Origin of the sequence: Novosphingobium sp. NDB2Meth1, assembly GCF_900117425.1 — a bacterium.
Classification (GTDB): Bacteria; Pseudomonadota; Alphaproteobacteria; order Sphingomonadales; family Sphingomonadaceae; genus Novosphingobium.
Genome location: NZ_FPEH01000032.1, coordinates 17,585 through 39,626 on the forward strand (window position 1 = coordinate 17,585; position 22,042 = coordinate 39,626).

Genomic DNA, 22,042 nt, shown 5'->3' on the forward strand with positions numbered 1-22,042 from the left:
ATCCGTCTGGACGCACAGCCTTAAGCGCCTCGTGTGCCGATCGCGTTTCTCGATTTGAGCAAATCGGCTTTCACGGTACTCGCGAGCGGCACTCAGTATTTGATTCCAACTCACCCAAAATGCCGCCCATCCAAAATGGTATATGCTAGCAGGTTAAGGGGCTAATTTGACTAATGTCGGTCACTGTATTTGATCAATACCTCGCCGCATTTTGTCCAGAGTGCCCTGCATCGGCAAATGGTCGGGCTTACGCGCGAAAATTGCATTCCCGCCGCTGACACACGCATGCGCCATTATCGGCTCACGGTATCGTCCAGACCGGGCAAGTCGTCAGATTCCCCCAGATTCCAGCGTTTTCTCGCCGCGCATGGCTGGACGACGGACACAGGCCAAGCTAACCGGCCCGTCCAACCGTTGGAGATTTGGGATCATGAATACTGCTGAACTCGCCGAAGCCGTTGCTGCCAGCGCGGGCCTCACCAAGGCCGATGCCAAGAAGCTGGTCGACACCGTGTTCGCGGCGATTGCCGATGCTGCTGCCAAGGGCGAAGAAGTTTCGCTGAGCGCATTCGGGAAGTTCAAGGTCAAGGAAAGCCCGGCCCGCGAAGGCCGCAACCCGTCGACCGGTGCCACCATCCAGATCGCAGCTTCGCGCAAGCTGACCTTCGCTGCCGCGAAGTCGGTCAAGGACAAGCTGAACGGCTGATCGGCTGAATGGCTGATCCGGCTCGCGCTCCTTGCGGGCGCAGGTTGTTACAGGAACGGCACGCGGGAGACCTCCTCTCGCGTGCCGTTCGCGTTGCGGGCAAGGACATTCCAGTGGGCTTTGACGACCTGATGCGCCGCTACTTCGGCACTGCAGAGCTTCCCGGGCTGAGCAGCGCTGAACTCGCTGCCGGTTCGGAACGCCTTGCCGTCGATTTCGGGCTCGAAGCCGATCCTGCCCGCCGCTTCGCGCTGTGGGCGCTGATGTACATTCTCGGCAGCGCGCCCGATCTCGATGTCGCCTTCAAGGATGCTGGCGAGCGCGATGCCGCCCGCAACTTCATGGACCTCTACGCCGGAATCGCGCCCCCTTCGCAATAAGCAGAGGTGCACCTGCCCGCGCGCCATGGTCAAACCGGCGCAGCTTCCCCAAGGACTTGGCCCATGACCGATCTCATCCTCGTCGATATCGCCGATGGCGTCGCCACCGTCACACTCAACCGTCCGGAGGCCATGAACGCCCTCTCGAAGGCCCTGCGCGCCCGCCTCGCTGAAGTGATGACCGCGCTCGATGGGGACGATGCGGTGCGCGCCGTCGTGCTGACCGGCGCCGGCACCCGCGCCTTCACCGCCGGGCTCGATCTCAAGGAGCTGGGCTCGACCGAAGGGGCCTTGGGCGCCGCCAATGCGGAGGGCGCGTCGGAAAACCCGGTCAAGGCCATCGAGATTTGCCGCAAGCCCGTCGTCGGCGCGATCAACGGTGTCGCCATCACTGGCGGCTTCGAAGTCGCGCTGGCCTGCGACGTCCTGATCGCGTCCACCAATGCGCGCTTTGCCGATACCCATGCGCGCGTCGGCATCTATCCCGGCTGGGGCCTGTCGCAGAAGCTTTCGCGCATGATCGGCATCAGCCGCGCCAAGGAGCTTTCCTTCACAGGCAACTTCCTCGATGCCGCCACCGCAGAGCGCTGGGGGCTGGTCAACCGCGTGGTCTCGATCGAGAAACTGCTCCCCACCGCGCAGCAGCTGGCGCGCGACATGGCCTCGATCGATCCCACCTTCCTGCAGGGCTACAAGGCGCTCATCGACGATGGCTATGCGCTGCCGTTCGGGGACGGCATGGCGCTCGAAGCGCAGCGCTCGTCTGCGGCCAATTCCGCCGTCCGTCCGGAGGAAGTCGAGGCCCGGCGCCTCGCCGTGCAGGAGCGCGGGCGCAGTCAGTAGGCGTCAGACAGCGACCGCCAATTCGGTCGCCTGCTTGATCGCGCGCTTGGCGTCCAGTTCCATTGCCTCGTACGCGCCGCCGACCAGCTGCGGGGCAAGCCCGCGCGCCACCAGTTCGTCGTAAAGCCCGCGCGCCGGTTCCTGTCCTGCGCAGACGATCACGGTATCGACATCGAGCAGGCGCGGCTCGCCTTCCACGCGGATGTGCAGGCCAGCATCGTCGATCCGGTCATACTCGACCCCGCCCAGCATCTGCACGCCGCGCCGCTGCAGGGTGATGCGGTGCGTCCAGCCGGTGGTGCGGCCGAGGCCTTTGCCCACCGCGCTCGTCTTGCGCTGGAGCAGCCAGACCTCGCGTCCGCTCGAGGCGACCTCGGGCACCACGCCGGTCACGCCGCCGCGCGGGTGGTTCTTGAAGTCGATGCCCCATTCCTTGGCGAAGACTTCGACATCGAGCGAACCCGGCGTTCCGGCATGGGTGATCAGTTCGGCCACGTCGAAACCGATCCCGCCTGCCCCCATTATCGCGACCTTTTGGCCCACTTTTGCCGTGCCTTTGATCACGTCGATGTAGCGCACCGCCTTGGGGTGATCGATGCCTTCGATATCGGGCCTGCGCGGCGTGATGCCCGTCGCGATCACGATCTCGTCGAAGCCGCCAGCAGCCAGCATGTCCGCATTGACCCGCGTCGCGAGCTTCAGCTCGATGCCGTTCACTTCGATCATCCGCCCGAAGTAGCGGATCGTCTCGTCGAACTCCTCCTTGCCGGGGATCTTGCGCGCGAGGTTGAACTGCCCGCCGATCTCGTCCGCCGCGTCGAACAGCGTGACCTTGTGCCCGCGGCCGGACGCGATCGTGGCATAGGCCAGCCCGGCTGGTCCCGCCCCCACCACCGCAATCCGCCGCGCCGCCGTGGCCGGCTCGACCTTGATCTCGGTCTCACGGCAAGCTCGTGCGTTTACGAGGCAGCTGGTCAGCTGGCCGGTGAAGGTGTGATCGAGGCAGGCCTGGTTGCAGGCGATGCAGGTGTTGATCTCGTCCTCGCGGCCTTCCCACGCCTTCTTCACGATCTCCGCATCGGCCAGCATCGGCCGCGCCATCGAGATGAGATCGGCATCCCCGCGCGCGAGCACTTCTTCCGCCACATGCGGCATGTTGATGCGGTTGCTAGTGATGAGCGGGATCGAGACGACATCGCGCAGCTTGCCCGTCACTTGCGCGAAGGCCGCGCGCGGCACCATCGTGGCAATCGTCGGCACCTGGCTTTCGTGCCAGCAGAAGTGCGTGCTGATGACATCCGCCCCCGCATCCTCGAGCGCCTTGGCAAGGCTCGCCACTTCCTCCCACGCAAGGCCGCCTTCGAGCATGTCCATCGCCGAGATGCGGAAGATCAGCATCTTGTCGTCGCCCAGCGCCACGCGCGCGCGCTTCACCACCTCGACGGGAAAGCGCATGCGGTTTTCCCACGAGCCGCCCCAGCGGTCGGTGCGCTGGTTGGTCTTCTCGACGAGGAAGGTGGAAATGAGATAGCCAGCCGAGCCGATGATCTCGACCCCGTCGTAGCCCGCCTGCACCGCCAGCGCCGCGCAATTGGCAAAGGCGGCGATCTGTTCCTCGATCCCTGCTTCATCGAGCTCCACCGGCGCCACGCGCGCCAGCCGCGAACGCACGGGCGACGGGCCAATCGGCTCACGCACATTGGCGATCGAGCCCGAATGGAGGATCTGCATGCAGATCTTCACCTCGGGGTCCGCCGCGTGGACTGCATCGGTCACCGCGCGGTGCATCGGCACTTCCGAGGGTTCACTGAGCTTCGCCCCGCGCCCGCCGCTCTCGTGCGGCGTAATCCCGCCGGTGATGATCATGCCGACGCCGCCCTTCACGCGCTCGACGAAGTAGGCCGAAAGCCGCTCCGCCGCATCGGGCAGGTCCTCCAGCCCCGAATGCATCGAGCCCATGATGATGCGGTTCTTGAGCCGGTTGCCCCGGATGGTCAGCGGCGAGAACACCAGCGGGTATTTGGGATGCGTCATGCGTGGGGTCCGATCAGTCTGAAATGTAGTTGGGCGCGCGCTTCTCGAGGAAAGCGCGCATGCCTTCGGCGAAATTGGGGCTGGCGGCGGTCATCAGCTGGTTGCGGTTCTCGATCGCCATCGCGGCTTCGAGGCTCGGCGCATCGACCGCGAGGTTGAGCCCCTCCTTGGTCATCCGCAGCCCCTTCGGCGAGGCGGCGAGCAGCTCGGCGACATAGCCTTCACCAACGGCTTCAAGCTCGTCATCGGGCACCACCTCGCTCACCAGCCCCGTCGCCAGCGCGCGCTGGGCATGGATGAACCGCCCGGTCAGCATCAGTTCCGAAGCCACCGACGTGCCCACCAGCCGCGGCAGGAAATAGCTCACCCCCATGTCGCAGGAAGACAGGCCAAGCTTGATGAAAGCCGCATTCATCTTGGCGCTTGTCCCTGCGACGCGGATGTCTGCGGCCAGAGCAAAGGCAAAACCGCCGCCGCAAGCCGCGCCCTGAACCAGCGCAATGATCGGCTGCGGGCAGCGCCGCATCTTCACATAGACGTCCGCCAGATGGCCCTGAAAGCCGAAGCCCCCGCCGAACGGATCGGGGCCATTCGCCGCCTGCCGGTCCTTGATATCAAGCCCCGCGCAGAACGCCCGCCCCGCTCCGCGCATCACCACCACGCGCGTCTCGCGGTCGCCCACGAGTGCGCCGAAATAGGCGCTGAGTTCGTCGACCATCTCCAGCGAAATCGCATTGAGCATGTCCGGGCGGTTCAGCGTCAGCCAGTCCGCCGCGCCGCGCTTCTCCACCGTGATCGTTCGCCAGGTCATGCCCTGCTCTCCCCTCTGACGCGCATTTCTTCCACGAGATGCGCCGCCGCAAACCTGCCCATATTGACAGCGCAATTCATGGGCCGCTCATGTCCCGATGCCTCCGATCAGCAGGTCCGCCACCCGCGCCGCATATGTCGCGATGGCGTGCTCGCTCATCGTCTCGCCCGGACCGATCCGGCCGGCATGCGTTTCCATCGCCGCAAGCAACATGTCGGAAGCGAGCGCAGGGCTGACCCCCTCGCGCAATTCACCCCGCGCGCGGCCCCGGCGCAGGATCGCAATGGCCTGCTCGGTCAGCGCCCCCAGTACCGGGCCAATCCGCGCCGCCAGTTCCGGATGCCCTGCCAGATCGCGCCGCACGTGCCGCGCTATGCCGCCACCCGTCTCCAGATAGCGAGTGAGCACCAGCGAGCCGAACGCTGTGAGATCGCCGCGCAAGCTGCCGTTATCGATGGTCGCCACTGCTTGCCAGCGCTGCTGGATCATGGCGCAAAGCAAGTCCTCCCCACTCGTCCAGCGCGCGTAGAGCGTGGACTTGCCGATCCCCGCCGCACGCGACACCGCATCGAGGCTGAAGCCCGCCCAGCCCCCCGCCCCATAGACCTGCGCGGCGGCCGCCAGAATGCGCGCCTCAACATCCGGATTGCGCGGACGGCCCCGGGGTCTGGTCCCTATCGAAAGCGCGGAATCATCGGATGCGCGTTGCATGGCCTTGTTCTATTCTTTATGGACGCCATCCGTCCAATAATATTGTGAGGGAGGCTCCGGCAGTGCAGCAAGAGGCCATCGAGCGCCCGCTTTCCGGCCTCGTCGTGATCGATCTCGTCGCCAGCCCGCTGGCAGGAATCGCCCGTATCCTGCGCGAACTGGGCGCCGAGGTGATCCGCCTCGAAGTGGACGGGCGCGGCGCCTGCCCCTCCGGCGATCACCGCGCGCAGCTGGAGTACTGGACCGCCAATCTCGGCAAACGAATCGAGTCTGTGGCAGCCGCCGACCTGACGTGTCACCTCGCGGGCGCCGACCTCATCATCGAAGACCTGTCCGAAGGAAGCATCGACTGGGCCGCCTTGCGCGCTGCTCATCCGGCGCTCGTCCACATGACCGCCACCGGCTTTGGCCGCGGCAATGCCTTGTCGCAATGGCAGTGGACCGATGCCGTGCTGCACGCGCTGACCACCGAACTCTCGCGCTCCGGCATCAAGGACATGGCGCCGCTGCTGCCGCCGGGCGAGATCGCGGTGCAATGCGCCGTCGCGCAAGGGGCCTATGTCGCGATGGCTGCGCTGACGCAGGCGCTGACGAGCGGCACCGGCGGGCATGTCGATTACGCTGCGCTCGACGGCGCGATGCAGGCTCTCGATCCCGCCTTCGGCATTTCCGGCAGCGCCACCAACGGCCGCCCCGCCGCTGCGCTGCCGCCCGGTCGGCCGCCAAGGGGCGTGCAGTATCCGATCATCCCGGTCGCTGACGGCTACGTCCGCCTTTGCGTTCTCGCCCCGCGCCAGTGGCAGGGCATGCACCGCATGATGGGCTCGCCCGCCGAGTTTGCCGGGCCGGAATTCAACGACATCATGGTCCGCTTCAAGAGCCGGGAACTGCTCGCCGCGATGCAGGCCTTTCTGGCGGACAAGACCCGCGCCGAGATCGCGGAGCTCGGCCAGCAGCACGGCGTCCCCCTCGCGGGCCTCAACACCCTCCACGATTGCCTCGCTGCCGATCATATCCGCGCGCGCGGCACCTTTACCGAGGTGGACCTCCCCGGCCTTGGCCCTGTTCCCGTGCCTGGCGGCATGATCGTGCTCGACGGCGAGCGCATGGGGCCGGTCCACGCCGGCAGCGCTGCCTCCCGACCCGCACCCGCCAACGCCCAGCCCGGCCGCCCCCTCGAAGGCCTGAAGGTGCTCGACCTCGGCGTGATCGTCGTCGGCGCGGAGACCGGCCGTCTGCTCGCCGATCTCGGCGCCGACGTGGTGAAGATCGAATCCGCCGCTTTCCCCGATGGCTCGCGGCAGACCTGGCTCAAGATCGGCCTGTCCAGCAGCTTCGGCGCCGGGCACCGCAACAAGCGCAGCCTCGGCCTCAACCTGAAGTCCGAGGACGGCAAGGCCCTGCTCCGCCGCATGGTGGAGGGTGCAGACGTCATGCTGTCCAACTTCAAGCCCGGCACGCTGGAATCGCTGGGCCTTGGCTACGAGGAACTCAGCAAGCTCAACCCGCGCCTGATCGCGGTCGAATCCAGCGCCTTCGGCCGCACCGGCCCGTGGTCGAAGCGCATGGGCTATGGCCCGCTGGTGCGCGCAGCCGCAGGCCTCACCGCGATGTGGCGCTATCCGGACGATCCGGAAAGCTTCTCCGATTCGGTCACGATCTACCCCGACCATGTCTGCGCGCGGATCGGCGCCAGCGCGGTCATGGCGCTCCTCGCCCGCCGTCGGCGCACCGGACGCGGCGGCCATGTCGATGTCAGCCAGGCCGAAGTCATGCTCGCGCATCTTGCGACGGACGTGGCGGCGACTGCACTGGACCTCGCGCCATCTGCTGGACCTTCGGACGTCTACGCGTGCGCCGGGGAAGACGAATGGTGCGTCGTATCCTTGCGCGACGAGGCCGACCGCCAGCGCCTCGCCGCGCTGATCGGCACGCAGCCCCTCGCCGATTGGCTGGCCGACAAGAACGCGCGCGAGGCCGCCGAAGCGCTGCAGGACGCCGGAATCCCCGCCGCCCCCATGCTCCGCGCCGCCGATCTTGCCGATCACCCCACCTACACCGCGCGGGGTCTGTTCCGCGAGGAGCCACATGATCTGCTTCCCGAGCCGATGACCGCCGAGCGCCGCCCCGCGATTTGGGACTGGATGCCCGATCCCGACAGCCGCCCCGCCCCGCTGCAGTGCCAGGATACCTACGCCGTGATGCAGGACTGGCTGGGCCTCACCGAAACCGAATGTGCATCTCTCGAGGCCGCCGGCGTGCTCGAAACGACCCCGGCAAAGATCCGCGAGATGGTCGCCACCAAATCCTATCTGGAGACTGCCCGATGAGCCTGATGACCGATCCTGCCATGACCGACCCGGAACGTATCCCTGTCATCATCGGCGTCGGCCAGCTCAACGACCGGCCCGAAGACCCGCAGCTCGGCCTCGATCCGCCGGCCCTGATGGCGGCCGCACTCCGTCTTGCCGAGGCGGATGCCGGGGGCAACATGCTCGCCGATCTCGACAGCCTCGCCATCGTCGACCAGATCAGCTTCCGCCATCTTGGCAACCTGTGCGACAGCGTGGCGCGCAAGATCGGCGCTCATCCGCCGATCAACTACCAGTCCGAAGCCCCCCACGGCGACACCCCGATCCGCCTGCTCAACGAAGCCGCCAACCGCATCGGTGAAGGCAAGGCCAGCCTCGCCGCCGTCGTCGGCGCCGAAGCGCTGCGGACTGCCGCAGGCCTCGCCAAGCTTGCCGCGAAAGGCGAGGACAAGAGCTACAACGCCGTCCGCAACGTCTCGACCCGCCGCGATCCCACTTATGCCCAAGCGCATGGCCTCACCGCTCCGGTCGATGTCTACCCGATCTACGAGAACGCCGGCCGCGCCGCCTATGGCCAGACGCTGGCCGAAGCGCAGGCCGAAAGCGGCGCGATCTGGGCGGGCATGAGCCGGGTCGCCGCTGCCAACGAAGGCGCGTGGATCAGGAAGGCAGTCAGCGCCGAGGAGATCCTCACGCCCGGCCCTTCCAACCGTCCGCTCGCCTTCCCCTACACCAAGCTCACGGTCGCCAATTCGTCGGTCAACCAGGGCGCGGGCTTCATCGTCGCCAGCCTTGCCGAAGCGCGCCGCCGTGGCATTCTGGAAGAGCGCATGATCTTCGTCGGCATGGGCGCCGCCGCCAAGGAAGACCCCAGCATCCTGCGCCGCGACCGCTATGACCGCTCCTCCAGCATGGACACGGCGATCCGCCGGACGCTGGAGCTCAACCGGATGACCGGCGCGGACTTCGACCATGTCGAGCTCTACAGCTGCTTCCCCTGCGTGCCCAAGATGGCCCGCCGCGTGCTCGGCTGGCCGCTCGACAAGCCCGCCACCGTGTTCGGCGGCCTCACCTTCGGCGGCGGCCCCATCGCCAACTACATGAGCCACGCGGTCGTTTCGATGGTGGAGCGCCTGCGGGGCGGCGACGGCAAGACCGGGTTCCTCTTCGCCAACGGCGGCTATGCCACCGACAACCACTGCATCGTCATCTCGCGCCAGCCGATTGCTGCGGCTCAGTTCCCGCAGGACTTCGACTATCAGGCCGAAGCCGACGCCGCGCGGGGGCCGATCCCTGAGCTGGACAAGGACTACGTCGGCCCCGCGAAGGTCGAAAGCTACACCGTGTTCCACAACCGCGACGGGGTGCCTTCGAGCGGCGTGGTCATTGCGCGCACGCCGGATGGCAAGCGTACGCTATGCCATATCGATGTGGCGGATGCGGGGATGTGCGCGTTCTTCATGGATGGCGCGGTGGAACCCGTCGGGACCGCTGGTGCGATTGCCACAGTGGGTGAACGGCGGGTGTGGCAACGCTAATCCCAAACCAAAATGCCAGTAGGTCCCCGCCCAAGCCCGCTCTAGGATCACGCTCCTGAACGCAGGGAGAGCACAATGAGCGGACGGTTTCACGGCAAGGTGGCGCTGATCACCGGGGGCACCTCGGGTATCGGGGCGGGCACCGTGCGGCGCCTTGCCAGCGAAGGCGCAAAGGTCGTGTTCACCGGCTCGAAGGCTGAAGCCGCCGCTGCGCTCTGCGCCGAAACAGGGGCGGAATTCGCCCCCCACCGCGTCGAGGACGCCGCCGCGTGGGACAGCCTCATGGCCGATATCAAGGCCAAGCATGGCCGGCTCGACATTGCCTTCGCCAATGCCGGGATCGAGACGGGCGACAGCAGCGTCGAGGACATCACCCTGGAAGCGTGGCAGCGCGTGATGGGGGTCAACCTCACCGGCGTGATGCTCACGATCCAGCACGCGATCCGGGCGATGCGCGCCAATCCGGATGGCCCCGCCGGTTCGATCATCGTCAACTCGTCGATGAGCGCCTACCGCCCGCTTGCCAACTACGTCGCCTATTCGGCCAGCAAGGGCGCGCTGATCGCACTGGTGAAGTCGTCCGCGCTCCACTGCGCCAATCTCAAGACGCGGATCCGCGTGAACTCGATCCACCCCGGCGTGGTCGAGACGGAGCTCATCCGCGGCGTCATCGACCGCAGCCCCGACAGCGCCGCCGCGCGCGCGCAGTTCAACGCGATGTCTGCCATCGGCCGCATGGGCCGAGTAGAAGAAATTGCCGCGCTGGTCGCGTTCCTCGCTTCAGATGAAGCGGGCTTCATCTCCGGATCGGAATACGGGATCGATGGGGCTAGCACGGCGGGGATGGTGGGGGTTTGATCGGGCCCCGCTATGACGCCGAACCCGGTCGTTCTCCCATTACCTCGTCATCCCCGCGAAGGCGGGGATCCAAGGCAACCGCGCGCTTCGCCTGCTCTGGATCCCCGCCTTCGCGGGGATGACGAAATGTTTGGATGGAGGCGGGCAGCCCTCAGGCCGCCGCCCCCAGATAGCCCAGTTGTCCGGCCTTGAAGACGGCCTGGCTGCGGTTCACAGCGTTGAGCTTCTCGCCCGCGCGCTGGATGTGGTAGCGCACCGTGGCGTGGCTCAGCGCGAGGATCAGGCTGATTTCCTTGTCGGTCTTGCCGATCGCGGCCCAGCGCAGGCATTCGACTTCGCGCTTGGACAGGCGGCAGTCACTCGGGATCCACTGCTGCGTACGCATCGTGCTGACGTAGCTGGCGACGAACCGGCGGGTCAGCGCGCCGAGGAAATCGCCATGCTCGGCAAACACGTCCGACATGTCATCGAGCGTCTTGTCGACCGGCACGAAGCTCGTCGCGGCGATCTGCCCGAACGAGAGGTGCGAGGGGATCACGATCATCGCCCGCGCCTTGCTGAACTTGTGGAACTCCGAGAAGTTGAGGTCCTCAAGGTAGTTGTTGCGGCTGACGGTGAAGGCGCCGTGCGCGTTGCACCAGAACGGCTCGCTCTCATAGCGCGTCGCGCGCGGGAAGGGCGAGGAGAGTGCCAGCGTGCCGTTTTCCCACCAGCGCTCGCCGTCGGCGGTCCAGCCGAAAATGTCCGCGTTGATGATCTTCCCGTCGGCATCGAGCATCTGCTCCTTCGACGAAATGTCGGGGCAGACGGCAATGCGCAGATCAAGCTGCAAGGCCACATCGCGGATCGCGATTGCGGCGGGCCGCACGTCTTCAACGGCCCGAATCGTCACCTGCTCGAAGGTGGAGTTCGCCCAGTCCATGCTGCATCCTCTCGCCGGTGCCGGTTCGTCCGGCATCCACTGCGATTCGCATGCTAACCTAGTGCGTGCCGTAGCGGAAGCCCCATCCGAAACGGTTCGGATGTGGGGCTTCCGGGTAACAGGTCAGAGCCCGAGTACCTGCTTGGCGATGATCGTCTTCTGCACTTCGTCCGAACCGCCGAAGATCGTGTAGGCGCGGCCGTTGAGGTAGGCGGGCATCGAAAGCTGCGCCGCGCGGCTGCCGACGAATTCGGGCGCTTCATTGCCATAGAGCGGGCGCGTGACGGGCAGTTGCAGGCCATCATAGCCGAACAGGTCCACCGCCAGCTCGTCGATCTGCTGGCGCAGGTTCGAGCTCGTCAGCTTGACCAGCGAGGTCTGCGGCCCGGCCGGGCGGCCCTTGGCGAGTTCGGCGAGAATGCGCAGCTCGGTCACTTCGAACGCCTGCGCTTCCAGACGGAGGCGGGCGAGGCGCTGCGAGATGTTGGGATCATGGATCATGCTGCCGTTGGTGCCCGAGGCTTCTTCGCGCGCCCAGCGTTCGATCCGGTCGAGCTTGGCGAGCAGCGCGGGCGCCGCGCAGGAGCCGCCGCGCTCGTTCTCCAGCAGGAACTTGGCGATCGTCCAGCCCTGCCCTTCCTCGCCGATCAGGTTGTCGGCAGGGGTTTCGGCATTGTCGAAGAAGGTGGCGTTGACTTCATGGTCGTTCGCCATCGTGACGATGGGCGATACGCTGACGCCCGGCTGCTCCATCGGGATCAGCAGGAAGCTGATGCCGCGCTGCTTCTGCACGCTGGGATCGGTGCGCACGAGCGCGAAGATCCAGTTGGCGTGGTGCGCGTGGGTGGTCCAGATCTTGGAGCCGTTGACGATATACTTGTCGCCCACCCGCTCGGCGCGGGTCTTCACCGCCGCAAGGTCGGACCCCGCGCCCGGCTCCGAATAGCCCTGGCACCAATAGTCCTCGCCCGAAATGATGCGCGGCAGGAAGCGCGCCTTCTGCTCGGGCGTGCCGAAGCGGCAGATCACCGGGCCGACAAGGCGCAGACCGAGGATCGGCAGCGAAGGCGCGCCGGCAATCGCGCATTCCTTCTCGAAGATGTACTTCTGCGTCGGCGTCCAGCCCGGACCGCCGTCTTCCACCGGCCACGAGGTCGCCAGCCAGCCCTTTTCGGCGAGGATCGCCTGCCATTCGCGGGTAATGTCGGGCTCGGTAAACACGCTCGGCGTATTCGCCGCACCCTCGCGCAGACGGGCGTTGAGCTTGTCGTCGAGGAACGCACGCACTTCCTTCTGGAAGGCAAGGTCCTCGGGAGAGAAATCCATGTCCATAACGGGCGTCCTTAGGCAATCTCGTTCATGGCCCAGCGAATGCCGCGGCGCAGCGTTTCATAATAAACCGGATAGTTCCAGCCGCAGCGTTCGGGATGTGTCCAGAAGGGCAGGAGTTCAATAACATCGAAGTGGCTGCGGCAGTGGCCGAGCGTGTTGTAGAGCACCCCGCCCTTGCCGTGATCGCGCAAGTACAGCACCGGCACGACGACATTGTCGTAGTTCGCCTCGATGAACCCCGTCGCCTCGCCATCGAAGCGCGTCTGCATCAGCACCTTGATCGGCGCCTTCTGCTTCATGATGTAAAGCTCGTCGATCACGTCGAAATCTTCGAGGCCCTGCGTCAGCGGGTGGGTCTTGTCGGCCACCTCGACACGGAACGGCCCGATCGGCGGATGCGCCTTGAACTGGGTGCCGAGCACTTCCATCACATCGTCGCGCTCTTCCGGACAATCGACCCCGCCTTCGACGAACTTGAGGATCGAATTGGTGCCGTGGAGCGCCAGCCAGCGCCCGCCGCGGTCAAGGAATTCCTTGATCTTGACCAGCTCTTCGGGCGTCGGCAGCACGGTGCAGGTGTAAGTCACCAGGAACTGGCACTGTTCCAACCGGTCGGTGTTGGAGAAATCCATCGCCACCGTGGTGCGGATCTCGGGGTGCTCGGCCAGCAGCTTGAGCACTTCGAGCCGGGCAAAGTCGATATCGTGGTATTTGCCTGCGGCCACGAAGTGGGCGTCGATCCGCTTGGTCATTCCATAAACTCCACAGTCCCGCCGCCCTCAGGCCGCGCGGGCATAATCCAGAATATCGCTGGCGGGATCGCCGAACAGCTTGGACAGCAGCACGATCCGCTTGAGGCCGTGGCCCACGCCCAGTTCGTCGCTCATGCCCATGCCGCCGTGCAGCTGTACCGCCTGATGCGCGACCCAGATCGCATTTTCCGCCACATGCGCCTTGATTGCCGCCATCGGCGCCCCCGGCTGCAGCAGCGCGCGCAGCACCGCCGATTGTACGCTTTCGACGCGGGCATAAGCATCGACCATGCGGTGCTGGAGCACCTGGAACCGGCCGATGGGCTGGCCGAACTGCTCGCGCGTCTTGATGTATTCCAGCGTGTCGGCAAACAGCCGCTGGGCAAGACCGACCATCTCGGCCGCCGCCATAAGCCGCGCCTCGTCGATCGCCGCGGGTAGAGCGGCGGCAAGCGGGCCTTCCGCCGCCGCATTGTGGAAGGTGACGATGGCCGCCACGCCGCCATCGGCCACCGGATAGGGCCGCACTTCGACTTCCGGCGCCTTGGCATCGACGACATGGAGCACGGTCTTGCCGTCCTCTTCCGCCGTCACCACGAACAAGTCCGCCGCGCCGCCGCCGAGCACGAATTGCTTGGTGCCCGAAAGCTTGCCGCCTTTCGCCTTGACGCCGCTCGCTTCGAGTACGAAGCGGCGACCGGGCTCGGCAAAGGCGAACGCGGCGATCTTCTCGCCCGAAATCACGCTCTCAAGGTGTGCCGACCCCGCCAGCAGCCGTGCCGGGAGGAACCCGCATTCGAGCCACGGCTCCACCGCCTGCGCATGTCCCAGCGCCTGCGCAACAACAGCCAGATCGCCGTGCGAGCCGCCCATGCCGCCGTCATCTTCGCCCGCAGCGAGTCCGATCAGCCCCAGCTCCGCCAGTTCCTGCCAGCGCGCACGGTCGATGCCGCCCGGCAGGGCACGCGCCGCGCGGCGGGCCGCCACGTCCTGCCCCTGGCAGAAGCGCTCGACCGCCGCCTTGAACAGCTCCTGGTTCTCGTCGAGATCGAAGTTCACGCCGCAGCCTTCTTGAAGGTGATGGGGACAGAGATGAACCCGCGCAGCAGCAGGTTGGGCGAGACGCGCAGCTCCGCCCCGTCCTTGATGCGGATATCATCGAGCCGGCGCAGCAGTTCCGTGAAGGCCACGGTCATTTCCTTGCGGCTCAGCATGTTGCCCACGCACATGTGGATGCCCTTGCCGAAGGCGAGGTGCGTGCGGGCATTGGTGCGCTCGACATCGAACTTGTCCGGGTCGGGATACTTCGCCGGATCGCGGTTTGCCGCGGCATAGCGCAGCATGACCATCTCGCCCTGCTTGTAGGAGCGTCCGCCGAGTTCGGTATCCTTGGTCACGAGCCGCCACATGCCGGCAGTCGGCGTATCGAGCCGCAGCACTTCCTCGATCATGTTGCCCACCAGCGCCGGATTGGCGCGGACCTTGGCCTGCTGATCGGGGTTCTGTGCGAGGTGGACGATGCCGCCTGCCAACGCATGGGTGGTCGTCTCGTTGCCCGCCACCATAAGCTGCTGCGCAATCGAGAGGATTTCCGCATCATTGAGCGGGGTCTCGCCATCGAGCCGGGCATTGACGACATCGGACAGCAGATCGTCGGTCGGCTTCTCGCGCCGCGCGTCGATCTTCACCTTCAGCTTGCGCTGGAAGTCGACGATCTCGTGCGCGCACTCGATCTCGCGCTCGCGCGGGATCATGTGGCCGAGTCGGTCGGCAAAGGCATCGGACCAGCGCTTCACGTCGGCACGCTCGGCTTCGGAAAAGCCCAGCTGCTCGCAGATCACCTGCACCGGCAGGCCGACGCTGAACTCCGTCACGAAGTCGCATTCACCCTTGTCGATGAAGCCGTCGATCAGCTTGGTCACCTTGTCGCGGATGCCTGCTTCCAGCGCGTTCACGCGGGGCATCGAGAAGGCGAGGTTGACCAGCTTGCGGAAGCGGGTGTGGACCGGCGGATCGGCGGTCAGCAGCGTGTTCATCTGCGGCCAGCCTTCGGCGAGGATCGCGCTGACTTCCGGGTCCTCTGCGAGCGCGCCCGAAAGCACGCCGCTGAAGTCGTTCGAGAAGTCTTCCGGCCGCCCCGCCGCTTCCGAGCACATTTCGTAGCTCATCACGATCTTCATGCCCGTCTCGGGCATCTCGATCACCGGCGCATTGGCGTGGGCCCACTGGTATAGCGGAAACGGGTTCTGCATCACCTCGGGATCGAGCAGGCTCTTGGTCATCTCATTCATGGCGATCCCCGAAATTTGCCCCAGTCTGTTCGACTTGGATGTGGCACCGTCAAATACCCGGTGCCACGCGCGAAAATGCTAGGTGGACTTGCCTTGCAGGGCATGTGTTCACGAGTGGACCATGACCCCGCCGTCGACCATGATGCCTTGGCCCGTGATGAAGCGCGCATCATCGGTCGCGAGGAATACCATCACGTCCGCCACGTCCTCCGGCTGGCCGACCCGGCCCAGTGCGGAGCGGCCCGCGTAGTAGTCCTTGGCCCCCGGCGTATCTTCGAACAGGCTACGTGTCATTCCGGTGGCGATGGCGCCCGGCTGCACGCAGTTCACGGTGATGCCCTGCGGCCCGAGTTCCATGGCCAGCGCACGCGTGAGACCCAGCACCGCGTGCTTCGAGGTCGTGTAGGCCACCAGCCCGGCATCGCCGAAGCTCGACATGATCGAGCCGACATTGACCACGCGCCCGCGCCCGGAGGCGGCAAGCTGCGGCACCAGCGCGCGAGTCAGCTTCATCACCGCCGTCACGTTGATGCCAAGCGCGGAATTCCATGCCTCCTCGGTCATTTCCGCAAAGGGACCATTGGGACAGACACCGGCATTGTTGATCAGGATATCGCAGCCGCCGAGCAGGCTCTCCGCCGCCCCGGCAATCGCGGCGACGGCATCGGCATCGCTCACATCCGCGACCAGCGTATGGGTGCCGACAATCCCTTCCGCGACCCGGTCCACGCCCAGCACCAGCGCACCTTCGGCCAGGAGACGCGCCGCCGCCGCCGCACCCATCCCCGAAGCCGCGCCGGTAACCACCGCTCGCCGCCCGGTCAGATCCTTGCCGCGAGCAATCGTCATCAGGCAAACTCCCGCTGGAATTCGGCCATGTCGAAATAGTCGCGCCACTTGGCGACCTTGCCCTCTTCGTTGATCTCGAACGTGCCCGAGACGCGGATCGCCCGCCAGCGCCCGCCGACAAGGAACTTGTCGGTCCGCTCGGTGAGCACGACATTGCCATTGGCCGCAATGTGATGCGTGATCCACTCCGTGCCCTCGATGGGCGGGAACTGCGCCATCAGCGCCTGCACCCCGGCGAGGCCGAGAGCAGGCTCCATCGGGATGTTATGCCAGACGATATCGTCCGCCATCATGGCAAAGGCGGCGGGCGCATCACCCCTGTTCCACGCTGCGATGAAGGCTTCGACCACTTCCTGCGGGCTCATGCGGCTCTCCTGTTAAAGCGAAGTCCATTCCAGCGCATTGGCGATGATCTGCCGAACGACCGGGTTGGCATAAGTGTGCGGCCCATCGCCGAACTGACAGTAAATGACTTGCGCTGCGTGCACCTGCTTGGCCCACGCAACGAGATTGCTCCCCGGCGGGTGCGGCCAGTCCGAATTGTCGAACATGCGGCCCGCGACGGCATGCGCGGCGGAGTAGAAGTTTTCGGCCACATAGTCATGCCGCGCACGGATGAGCGGCGTGACATCGTCTTCGAAAACTTCGCAAAGATAGAGCTCGTCGTTCACTTCAAAAGTGCGCGGAATATCGTCCAGCACAGGATGGTCGGAGACGAGTTCCGCGGTGTAGTCGACATCATGCCGATAGCCGGAATCGAGCTTCGCCTCCCCGCGCATCATGCCCGGCTGGTAGAGGAACCGCCCGCCGACCCATTCGCTCCACTGCGGCCATTCGGCCCAGCCGGCGATGGCGTGGTGCATCATCACCGCGCCGTGACCGCTCAGGAAGCGGGACTCCAGCGCCGCCTTGAAGGCGTCCGAGGGCGCAGCCGTCTTCACCGTGCCATCGGCGAAGGTGTAGCCGGGCATATCGTAGAAGAGCACAGCATCGGCGCTCTTCGCCGCCCCTGCCGCCACACGCTCCTCGGCCTCCGGATGGACATAGTGGACCACCTGCCAGTCCCCGGGCAGCAAGTCCGCCACCGCGTCGAGGAACTCGGCGAACGGCCCTTCCTCGTAAGGATGCCCGCCGGAAAGGACGAGGAGCGTCTTTGCCATCAGATCAGCTCAGCTTCAGGATCATCTTGCCGTCGTTCGAGCCGCTGAACAGCCGCAGGAACGCCGGAAGCGCATTGTCGATGCCGTCGTCGATGTGCTCGTCGAACACCAGCTTGCCCTCGGTGATCCAGCCCGCCATCGCGGCGATGCCTTCACCGAAGCGCGGCACGTAGTCCGCCACGAGCAGACCGGTCATCGAGGCGCGCTTGACGATCAGCTGCCAGATATTGCGCGCGCCGGTCTTCTCGCCCGCGTTGTTGTACTCGCTGATCAGGCCGCACACGCCGATGCGCGCATACATCGCGAGGTTGTTGAGCCCCGCATCGAGGATATCGCCGCCGACATTCTCGAAGATCACGTTGACGCCCTGCGGCGCGGCTGCGGCGATTTCTGCCGAAAGCTGGTCGACGCTCTTGCCGCGGTAATCGATGGCGACATCGAAGCCGTAGCGTTCCACCAGCCGCTTGCACTTCTCCGGCCCGCCCGCGATGCCGATCACCTTGCTGGCGCCCTTGATCTTGGCGATCTGGCCGACGAGCGAGCCCACCGCCCCGGCAGCGCCTGTCACCAGCACGACATCGCCGGGCTGCGGACGGCACACCTCAAGATAGCCGAAATAGGCCGTCATCCCGACCGCCCCGAGCACCGAGAGGAAGTTCGTCGGCGAGGGCACGATGGTCGGGTCGATGGGGGCGCTGAAGCCGCCGGCCTGCGAGACCGAATATTCTTCGATGGCGTTGAGGCCCGAGACCCACTGGCCGACCGGAAAATCGGCGGTCTTGCTCGCCACCACTTCGCCCACGGTCGAGGCGCGCACAGGCGTGCCGAGCGGGATCGGCGGCATGTAGCTCGGCGCATCATCCATCCAGCCGCGCATGGCGGGATCGAGCGAGGCATAGTGGTTGCGGATCAGGAACTGGCCGTCGGAAAGCTCGGGCAGGGCTTCGGAAACAAGGCTGAAGTCTTCGGCAACAGGCGCGCCATTGGGGCGGCGGACGAGAAGGAAACGGCGGTTCTCGGTCACTTGCAACGCTCCTTGATAAAATAGGGACAGTCCCCTTTTTATGCGGCACTATCCATCGGCGGAGTCACCTCTTCGGGCATAAAAAGGGGACTGTCCCTATTTTATCGGGCACCGCCTTGCCCAGTTGATCAGCAACGCGCAAACCTAACCCGCGCCCGCGCCAAGACGACTCTCATTTTTGCCCATTCGAGCGGGGGTCACTCCCCATTTTGGCCACTCCCCATTTTAGGAGGTGAATGCGCCCCCTATCCCACCCACATTGCGGCGCAGGCCGTCATCCAGCGCGGCGGCGCGTTCAGGACATTTTGGGGGACTCCAGAGCCATGGCAGAACCGTTCTTCGATCACCCCTATCTCAGCGGCCACCACGCGCCGATCCGCTTCGAAGCCGATGCGCCCGACCTCATCGTCGAGGGCAAGCTGCCCGACGACCTCGCCGGCATCTTCTATCGCAACGGCCCGGACCCGCTCTACCCGCCACGCGAGGGCGACTACCACTGGTTCGACGGCGACGGCATGGTCTTCGCCTTCGAGTTTGCGGACGGCCGCGTCTCGATGCGCAACCGCTGGGTGAAGACGGAAAAGTTCGAGCTCGAGAAGGCCGCCGGGCGCCGCCTGTTCGGCATCTTCGGCAATCCGATGACGAGCGACCCCAGCGTGCAGGGCAAGCGCTACAACACCGGCAATACGAACATCATCCTGCACGGCGGCCAGCTCCTCGCCCTTATGGAAGGCGCGCCGCCGGTGGCACTCGATCCCCGCAAGCTCGATACCTTGCATGAGGAGACTTATGGCGGACTCGTCACCTCCAGCTTCTCGGCGCATCCCAAGATCGACTACGCTACGCGCGAGATGATCAACACCGGCGCGGCAATCCACGGTTTCATGGGCCCGGCGGAAATGCGCTACGACGTGGTCGCAGCGGACGGGACAATCCGCAAGACCGAGATCATCCCCATGCCGCACTTCAGCCTGATGCACACTTTTCTGCTGACGGAAAACTGGGCGATCTTCCCGTTCATTCCCATCGACACCGACCTCAAGCGCTTCGCCGCTGGTGGTCCGATGACGGCATGGGTCAACGATCGCCCGACCAAGTTCGCCGTCATGCCGCGCGAGGGGACAGCGGACCAGATCAAGTGGTTCGAGTTCGAACCGCGCCACATGTTCCACGAACTCAACGTGTGGGAAGAGGACGGCAAGATCCTCGCCGACGTCGCCGCCGCCAACGGCACCGCGCTGTTCCCCGACGAGACCGGCGCGCGCCGCACGCACCTCGATACGCAGCAGAGCCTGCGCCGCTGGACCATCGACCCCACCGGGAACACCGGCTGGATCAAGGAAGACGTGCTCAACGGGCGCGACATCCAGTTCCCCCGCCCCGACGACCGCCTGATGACGCGCAAGAGCCGCCACAGCTTCGCCAACATCAACCTCAAATCGCGCGACGGCCGCGTCGAGGGCATGGACGCGGTGCTGCGCTACGATACCCAGACCGGCGAGGAGGATATCTGGCACTTCGGCGCGGGCGCAGCGGCAGGTGAGCTCGTGTTCGCCCCGCGCCTCGGCAGCACCGACGAGGCGGACGGCTACGCGATGACGCTGGTCCACCCGGCGAACAGCGGCACCAGTGAACTTGCCATCTTCGCGGCCAAGGACATCGCCGCTGGCCCCATCGCCCGCGTGATGATCCCCTTCCGCGTCCCCAGCGGCTTCCATTGCAACTTCTACGCCGAGGACAACCCGCTCTACCGGCAGACCCTGGCGAATTGACGAAAGCCCCCCATGACCACGATCCCCGCGCACCTCGCGCAGTATGCCGCCGACGGCAGCTGGACCAACATGACCATCGGCGATTACGCACGCCGCTGGGCCGAAACCGATCCCGACAAGATCGTCTATCTGGGCGATCCCGCCGCCCCGACTTACGCCAGCCTGCTGGCGGACGGCGAAGCGCTGGCCCGCGCGCTGCGTGATCTCGGCCTCAAGACCGGCGACGTTATCGGCTTCCAGGTGCCCAACTGGGTCGAAGCCTCGGTGATCAACCTTGCCGCCAACCTCGGCGGCTTCGTGATCGCGCCGATCGTGCCGATCTACCGCGATGCCGAGGTGATCCAGATGCTCGGCGATTGCGGGGCCAAGGCCTATTTCGTGGCGGAAAGCTTCCGCGGCTACGACTTTGCCGGGATGATGGACCGGGTGCGCCCGCACCTGCCGCAATTGCAGCACGTGATCTATGTGCGTCCCGCCGAACGTACGCCGGATTTTGCTGCACTGGTGGAGCATGGGCGGGGACTCAATACCCCGCTCGAGAAGGTCGACCCGAACGCGCTGAAGCTCGTGCTCTATACCTCAGGCACCACTGGCCGCGCCAAGGCGGTGCTCCACTCGCACAACACGCTGGACCGCGTCGCCCAGTTCGGCCGGCAGTACAGCGGCGTGCCCAATGACGTGACGCTGATGCCCTCGCCTGTCACGCACATCAGCGGCTTTTCGGGCGGCCTCGAAAAGCCCTTTGCATCCGGTTCGCAAGTCGTCCTCATGGAAGTGTGGAAGGCCAAGGAAGCGGTCGAGCTGATCGACCGCTATGGGGTGACTTCGACCGTTGCAGCTACCCCGTTTCTGCAGGAACTGTGCGACGCGGCAGAGGCTGCCGGTTCCTCGCTTCCCACCTTCCGCCGCTTTGCCTGCGGCGGTGCGGCAATCCCGTCGGAGCTGGTCTACACCGCCAACAAGCGCCTCGCCCACGCCTGCGCCTACCGCGTCTATGGCAGCTCCGAAGTGCCGCTGGCGACACCCGGCGTCCTGCCCGAAGAGAGCCTTGAACTCGCCGCCGAGACCGACGGATGGCCGCTCGATTACCAGTTGCGCCTCGTCGATGACGACGGCAACGAAGTGCCGCACGGCGTGGACGGCGAAATCCTCGTGCGCGGACCCGCGATGTTCCTGGGCTATGCGGACGAAGCGCAGACCCGCGAAGCGCTGACCGCAGACGGCTTCTTCAAGACCGGCGACATCGGCCGCATCACGCCTTCCGGCTCGCTCGTCATCACCGGGCGCAAGAAGGACCTCATCATCCGCGGCGGCGAGAACATCAGCGCCAAGGAAATCGAGGATGTGCTGCACCTCCATCCGGCGATCAAGGAAGCTGCCGTCGTCTCGATGCCGCACCCGCGCCTCGGCGAGGGCATCTGCGCCTATCTGATCCCCGAAGGCGCAGACCAGCCGGACCTTCAGGCGCTGTCTGCCTTCGTCAGCGAGGCGGGCCTCGCCAAGCAGAAGTGCCCCGAGCGCATCGAATGGGTCGACACCTTCCCGCGCACCGCATCGGGCAAGATCCGCAAGGATGTGCTGCGCACGATGATCAAGGAAAAGATCGCGGCGGAGCAGGCGGGGTAAGGGCCGCCCCGCTCCTCTCCCCCATATCGTCATGGCGAGCGTAGCGAAGCAATCCAGAGCGTATGTGCTCGACTGCTCTGGATTGCTTTGTCGCTGCGCTCCTCGCAATGACGAATGTTGA

General features: G+C 65.7%; 20 protein-coding genes. 8 read left to right on the plus strand and 12 right to left on the minus strand.

All coding sequences use genetic code 11. The annotated features are described in order from the left end of the window. The first annotated feature begins 430 nt into the window (after positions 1-430). From NDB2M1_RS18260 to NDB2M1_RS18270, 3 genes are all read left to right on the plus strand, one after another. Complete coding sequence (locus NDB2M1_RS18260) at positions 431-706, plus strand: HU family DNA-binding protein (RefSeq protein ID WP_067905954.1); 276 nt, start codon at positions 431-433, stop codon at positions 704-706. 113 nt (positions 707-819) lie between these two features. After that, on the plus strand, positions 820-1,086 hold the full coding sequence (locus tag NDB2M1_RS18265; RefSeq protein WP_072384248.1) for a hypothetical protein: 267 nt from the start codon (positions 820-822) through the stop codon (positions 1,084-1,086). 63 nt (positions 1,087-1,149) lie between these two features. Beyond that, a complete protein-coding gene (locus NDB2M1_RS18270; protein ID WP_072384249.1) occupies positions 1,150-1,929 on the plus strand; it encodes an enoyl-CoA hydratase in 780 nt (259 codons plus the stop codon). A gap of 3 nt (positions 1,930-1,932) precedes the next feature. On the opposite strand, the gene NDB2M1_RS18275 is transcribed toward NDB2M1_RS18270, so the two are convergent. The 3 genes from NDB2M1_RS18275 to NDB2M1_RS18285 form a co-directional block, all read right to left on the minus strand. Next, positions 1,933-3,963, minus strand: coding sequence for an NADPH-dependent 2,4-dienoyl-CoA reductase (locus tag NDB2M1_RS18275; RefSeq protein ID WP_072384250.1), 2,031 nt, complete (start codon positions 3,961-3,963; stop codon positions 1,933-1,935). Between the two features lie 13 nt (positions 3,964-3,976). Continuing rightward, positions 3,977-4,774 carry an enoyl-CoA hydratase/isomerase family protein gene (locus tag NDB2M1_RS18280; RefSeq protein ID WP_072384251.1) on the minus strand — a complete coding sequence of 266 codons (798 nt, stop codon included), beginning with the start codon at positions 4,772-4,774 and terminating at the stop codon, positions 3,977-3,979. A gap of 87 nt (positions 4,775-4,861) precedes the next feature. Further along, positions 4,862-5,485 (minus strand): TetR/AcrR family transcriptional regulator, encoded by a 624-nt coding sequence (locus NDB2M1_RS18285; RefSeq protein WP_072384252.1) that lies wholly within the window; start codon positions 5,483-5,485, stop codon positions 4,862-4,864. Between the two features lie 62 nt (positions 5,486-5,547). Here NDB2M1_RS18285 and NDB2M1_RS18290 point away from each other — a divergent pair, with 62 nt between their 5' ends. The 3 genes from NDB2M1_RS18290 (at position 5,548) to NDB2M1_RS18300 (ending at position 10,193) form a co-directional block, all read left to right on the plus strand. Further along, on the plus strand, positions 5,548-7,815 hold the full coding sequence (locus NDB2M1_RS18290) for a CaiB/BaiF CoA-transferase family protein (protein WP_072384253.1): 2,268 nt from the start codon (positions 5,548-5,550) through the stop codon (positions 7,813-7,815). Continuing rightward, the gene (locus NDB2M1_RS18295) at positions 7,812-9,335 is read left to right on the plus strand and encodes an acetyl-CoA acetyltransferase (protein ID WP_253185947.1); all 1,524 of its coding nucleotides are present in this window, start codon (positions 7,812-7,814) and stop codon (positions 9,333-9,335) included. The genes NDB2M1_RS18290 and NDB2M1_RS18295 overlap by 4 nt, the downstream gene beginning before the upstream one ends. A 75-nt stretch (positions 9,336-9,410) precedes the next feature. Next, a complete protein-coding gene (locus NDB2M1_RS18300) occupies positions 9,411-10,193 on the plus strand; it encodes an SDR family NAD(P)-dependent oxidoreductase (protein ID WP_072384254.1) in 783 nt (260 codons plus the stop codon). A gap of 151 nt (positions 10,194-10,344) precedes the next feature. On the opposite strand, the gene NDB2M1_RS18305 is transcribed toward NDB2M1_RS18300, so the two are convergent. The 9 genes from NDB2M1_RS18305 to NDB2M1_RS18345 form a co-directional block, all read right to left on the minus strand. Next, positions 10,345-11,115, minus strand: a complete 771-nt coding sequence (locus NDB2M1_RS18305; protein WP_072384255.1) for a helix-turn-helix transcriptional regulator — start codon at positions 11,113-11,115, stop codon at positions 10,345-10,347. Positions 11,116-11,238: 123 nt separating this feature from the next. Next, the gene (locus tag NDB2M1_RS18310; protein WP_072384256.1) at positions 11,239-12,447 is read right to left on the minus strand and encodes an acyl-CoA dehydrogenase family protein; all 1,209 of its coding nucleotides are present in this window, start codon (positions 12,445-12,447) and stop codon (positions 11,239-11,241) included. A gap of 11 nt (positions 12,448-12,458) precedes the next feature. After that, positions 12,459-13,199 (minus strand): ThuA domain-containing protein, encoded by a 741-nt coding sequence (locus tag NDB2M1_RS18315; protein WP_072384257.1) that lies wholly within the window; start codon positions 13,197-13,199, stop codon positions 12,459-12,461. A gap of 27 nt (positions 13,200-13,226) precedes the next feature. Beyond that, entirely contained in the window at positions 13,227-14,258 is a 1,032-nt protein-coding gene (locus NDB2M1_RS18320) for an acyl-CoA dehydrogenase family protein (protein ID WP_072384258.1), read from the minus strand. Further along, the gene (locus NDB2M1_RS18325; RefSeq protein ID WP_072384259.1) at positions 14,255-15,490 is read right to left on the minus strand and encodes a cytochrome P450; all 1,236 of its coding nucleotides are present in this window, start codon (positions 15,488-15,490) and stop codon (positions 14,255-14,257) included. Before NDB2M1_RS18325 ends, NDB2M1_RS18320 begins: the two co-directional genes overlap by 4 nt. A gap of 108 nt (positions 15,491-15,598) precedes the next feature. Next, positions 15,599-16,339 (minus strand): SDR family NAD(P)-dependent oxidoreductase, encoded by a 741-nt coding sequence (locus NDB2M1_RS18330; protein ID WP_072384260.1) that lies wholly within the window; start codon positions 16,337-16,339, stop codon positions 15,599-15,601. Continuing rightward, entirely contained in the window at positions 16,339-16,704 is a 366-nt protein-coding gene (locus NDB2M1_RS18335; RefSeq protein ID WP_072384261.1) for a limonene-1,2-epoxide hydrolase family protein, read from the minus strand. The genes NDB2M1_RS18330 and NDB2M1_RS18335 overlap by 1 nt, the downstream gene beginning before the upstream one ends. 12 nt (positions 16,705-16,716) lie before the next feature. Then, on the minus strand, positions 16,717-17,499 hold the full coding sequence (locus NDB2M1_RS18340) for a ThuA domain-containing protein (protein WP_072384262.1): 783 nt from the start codon (positions 17,497-17,499) through the stop codon (positions 16,717-16,719). A gap of 4 nt (positions 17,500-17,503) precedes the next feature. After that, entirely contained in the window at positions 17,504-18,523 is a 1,020-nt protein-coding gene (locus tag NDB2M1_RS18345; protein WP_072384263.1) for an NADP-dependent oxidoreductase, read from the minus strand. A 323-nt stretch (positions 18,524-18,846) separates the two neighbouring features. Between NDB2M1_RS18345 and NDB2M1_RS18350 the strand changes: the two genes are divergently transcribed. Then, a complete protein-coding gene (locus tag NDB2M1_RS18350; protein ID WP_054122906.1) occupies positions 18,847-20,295 on the plus strand; it encodes a carotenoid oxygenase family protein in 1,449 nt (482 codons plus the stop codon). Positions 20,296-20,307: 12 nt separating this feature from the next. Further along, positions 20,308-21,921: an AMP-binding protein gene (locus tag NDB2M1_RS18355; RefSeq protein WP_072384264.1), complete on the plus strand. Its 1,614-nt coding sequence runs from the start codon at positions 20,308-20,310 to the stop codon at positions 21,919-21,921. Positions 21,922-22,042: the final 121 nt, after the last annotated feature.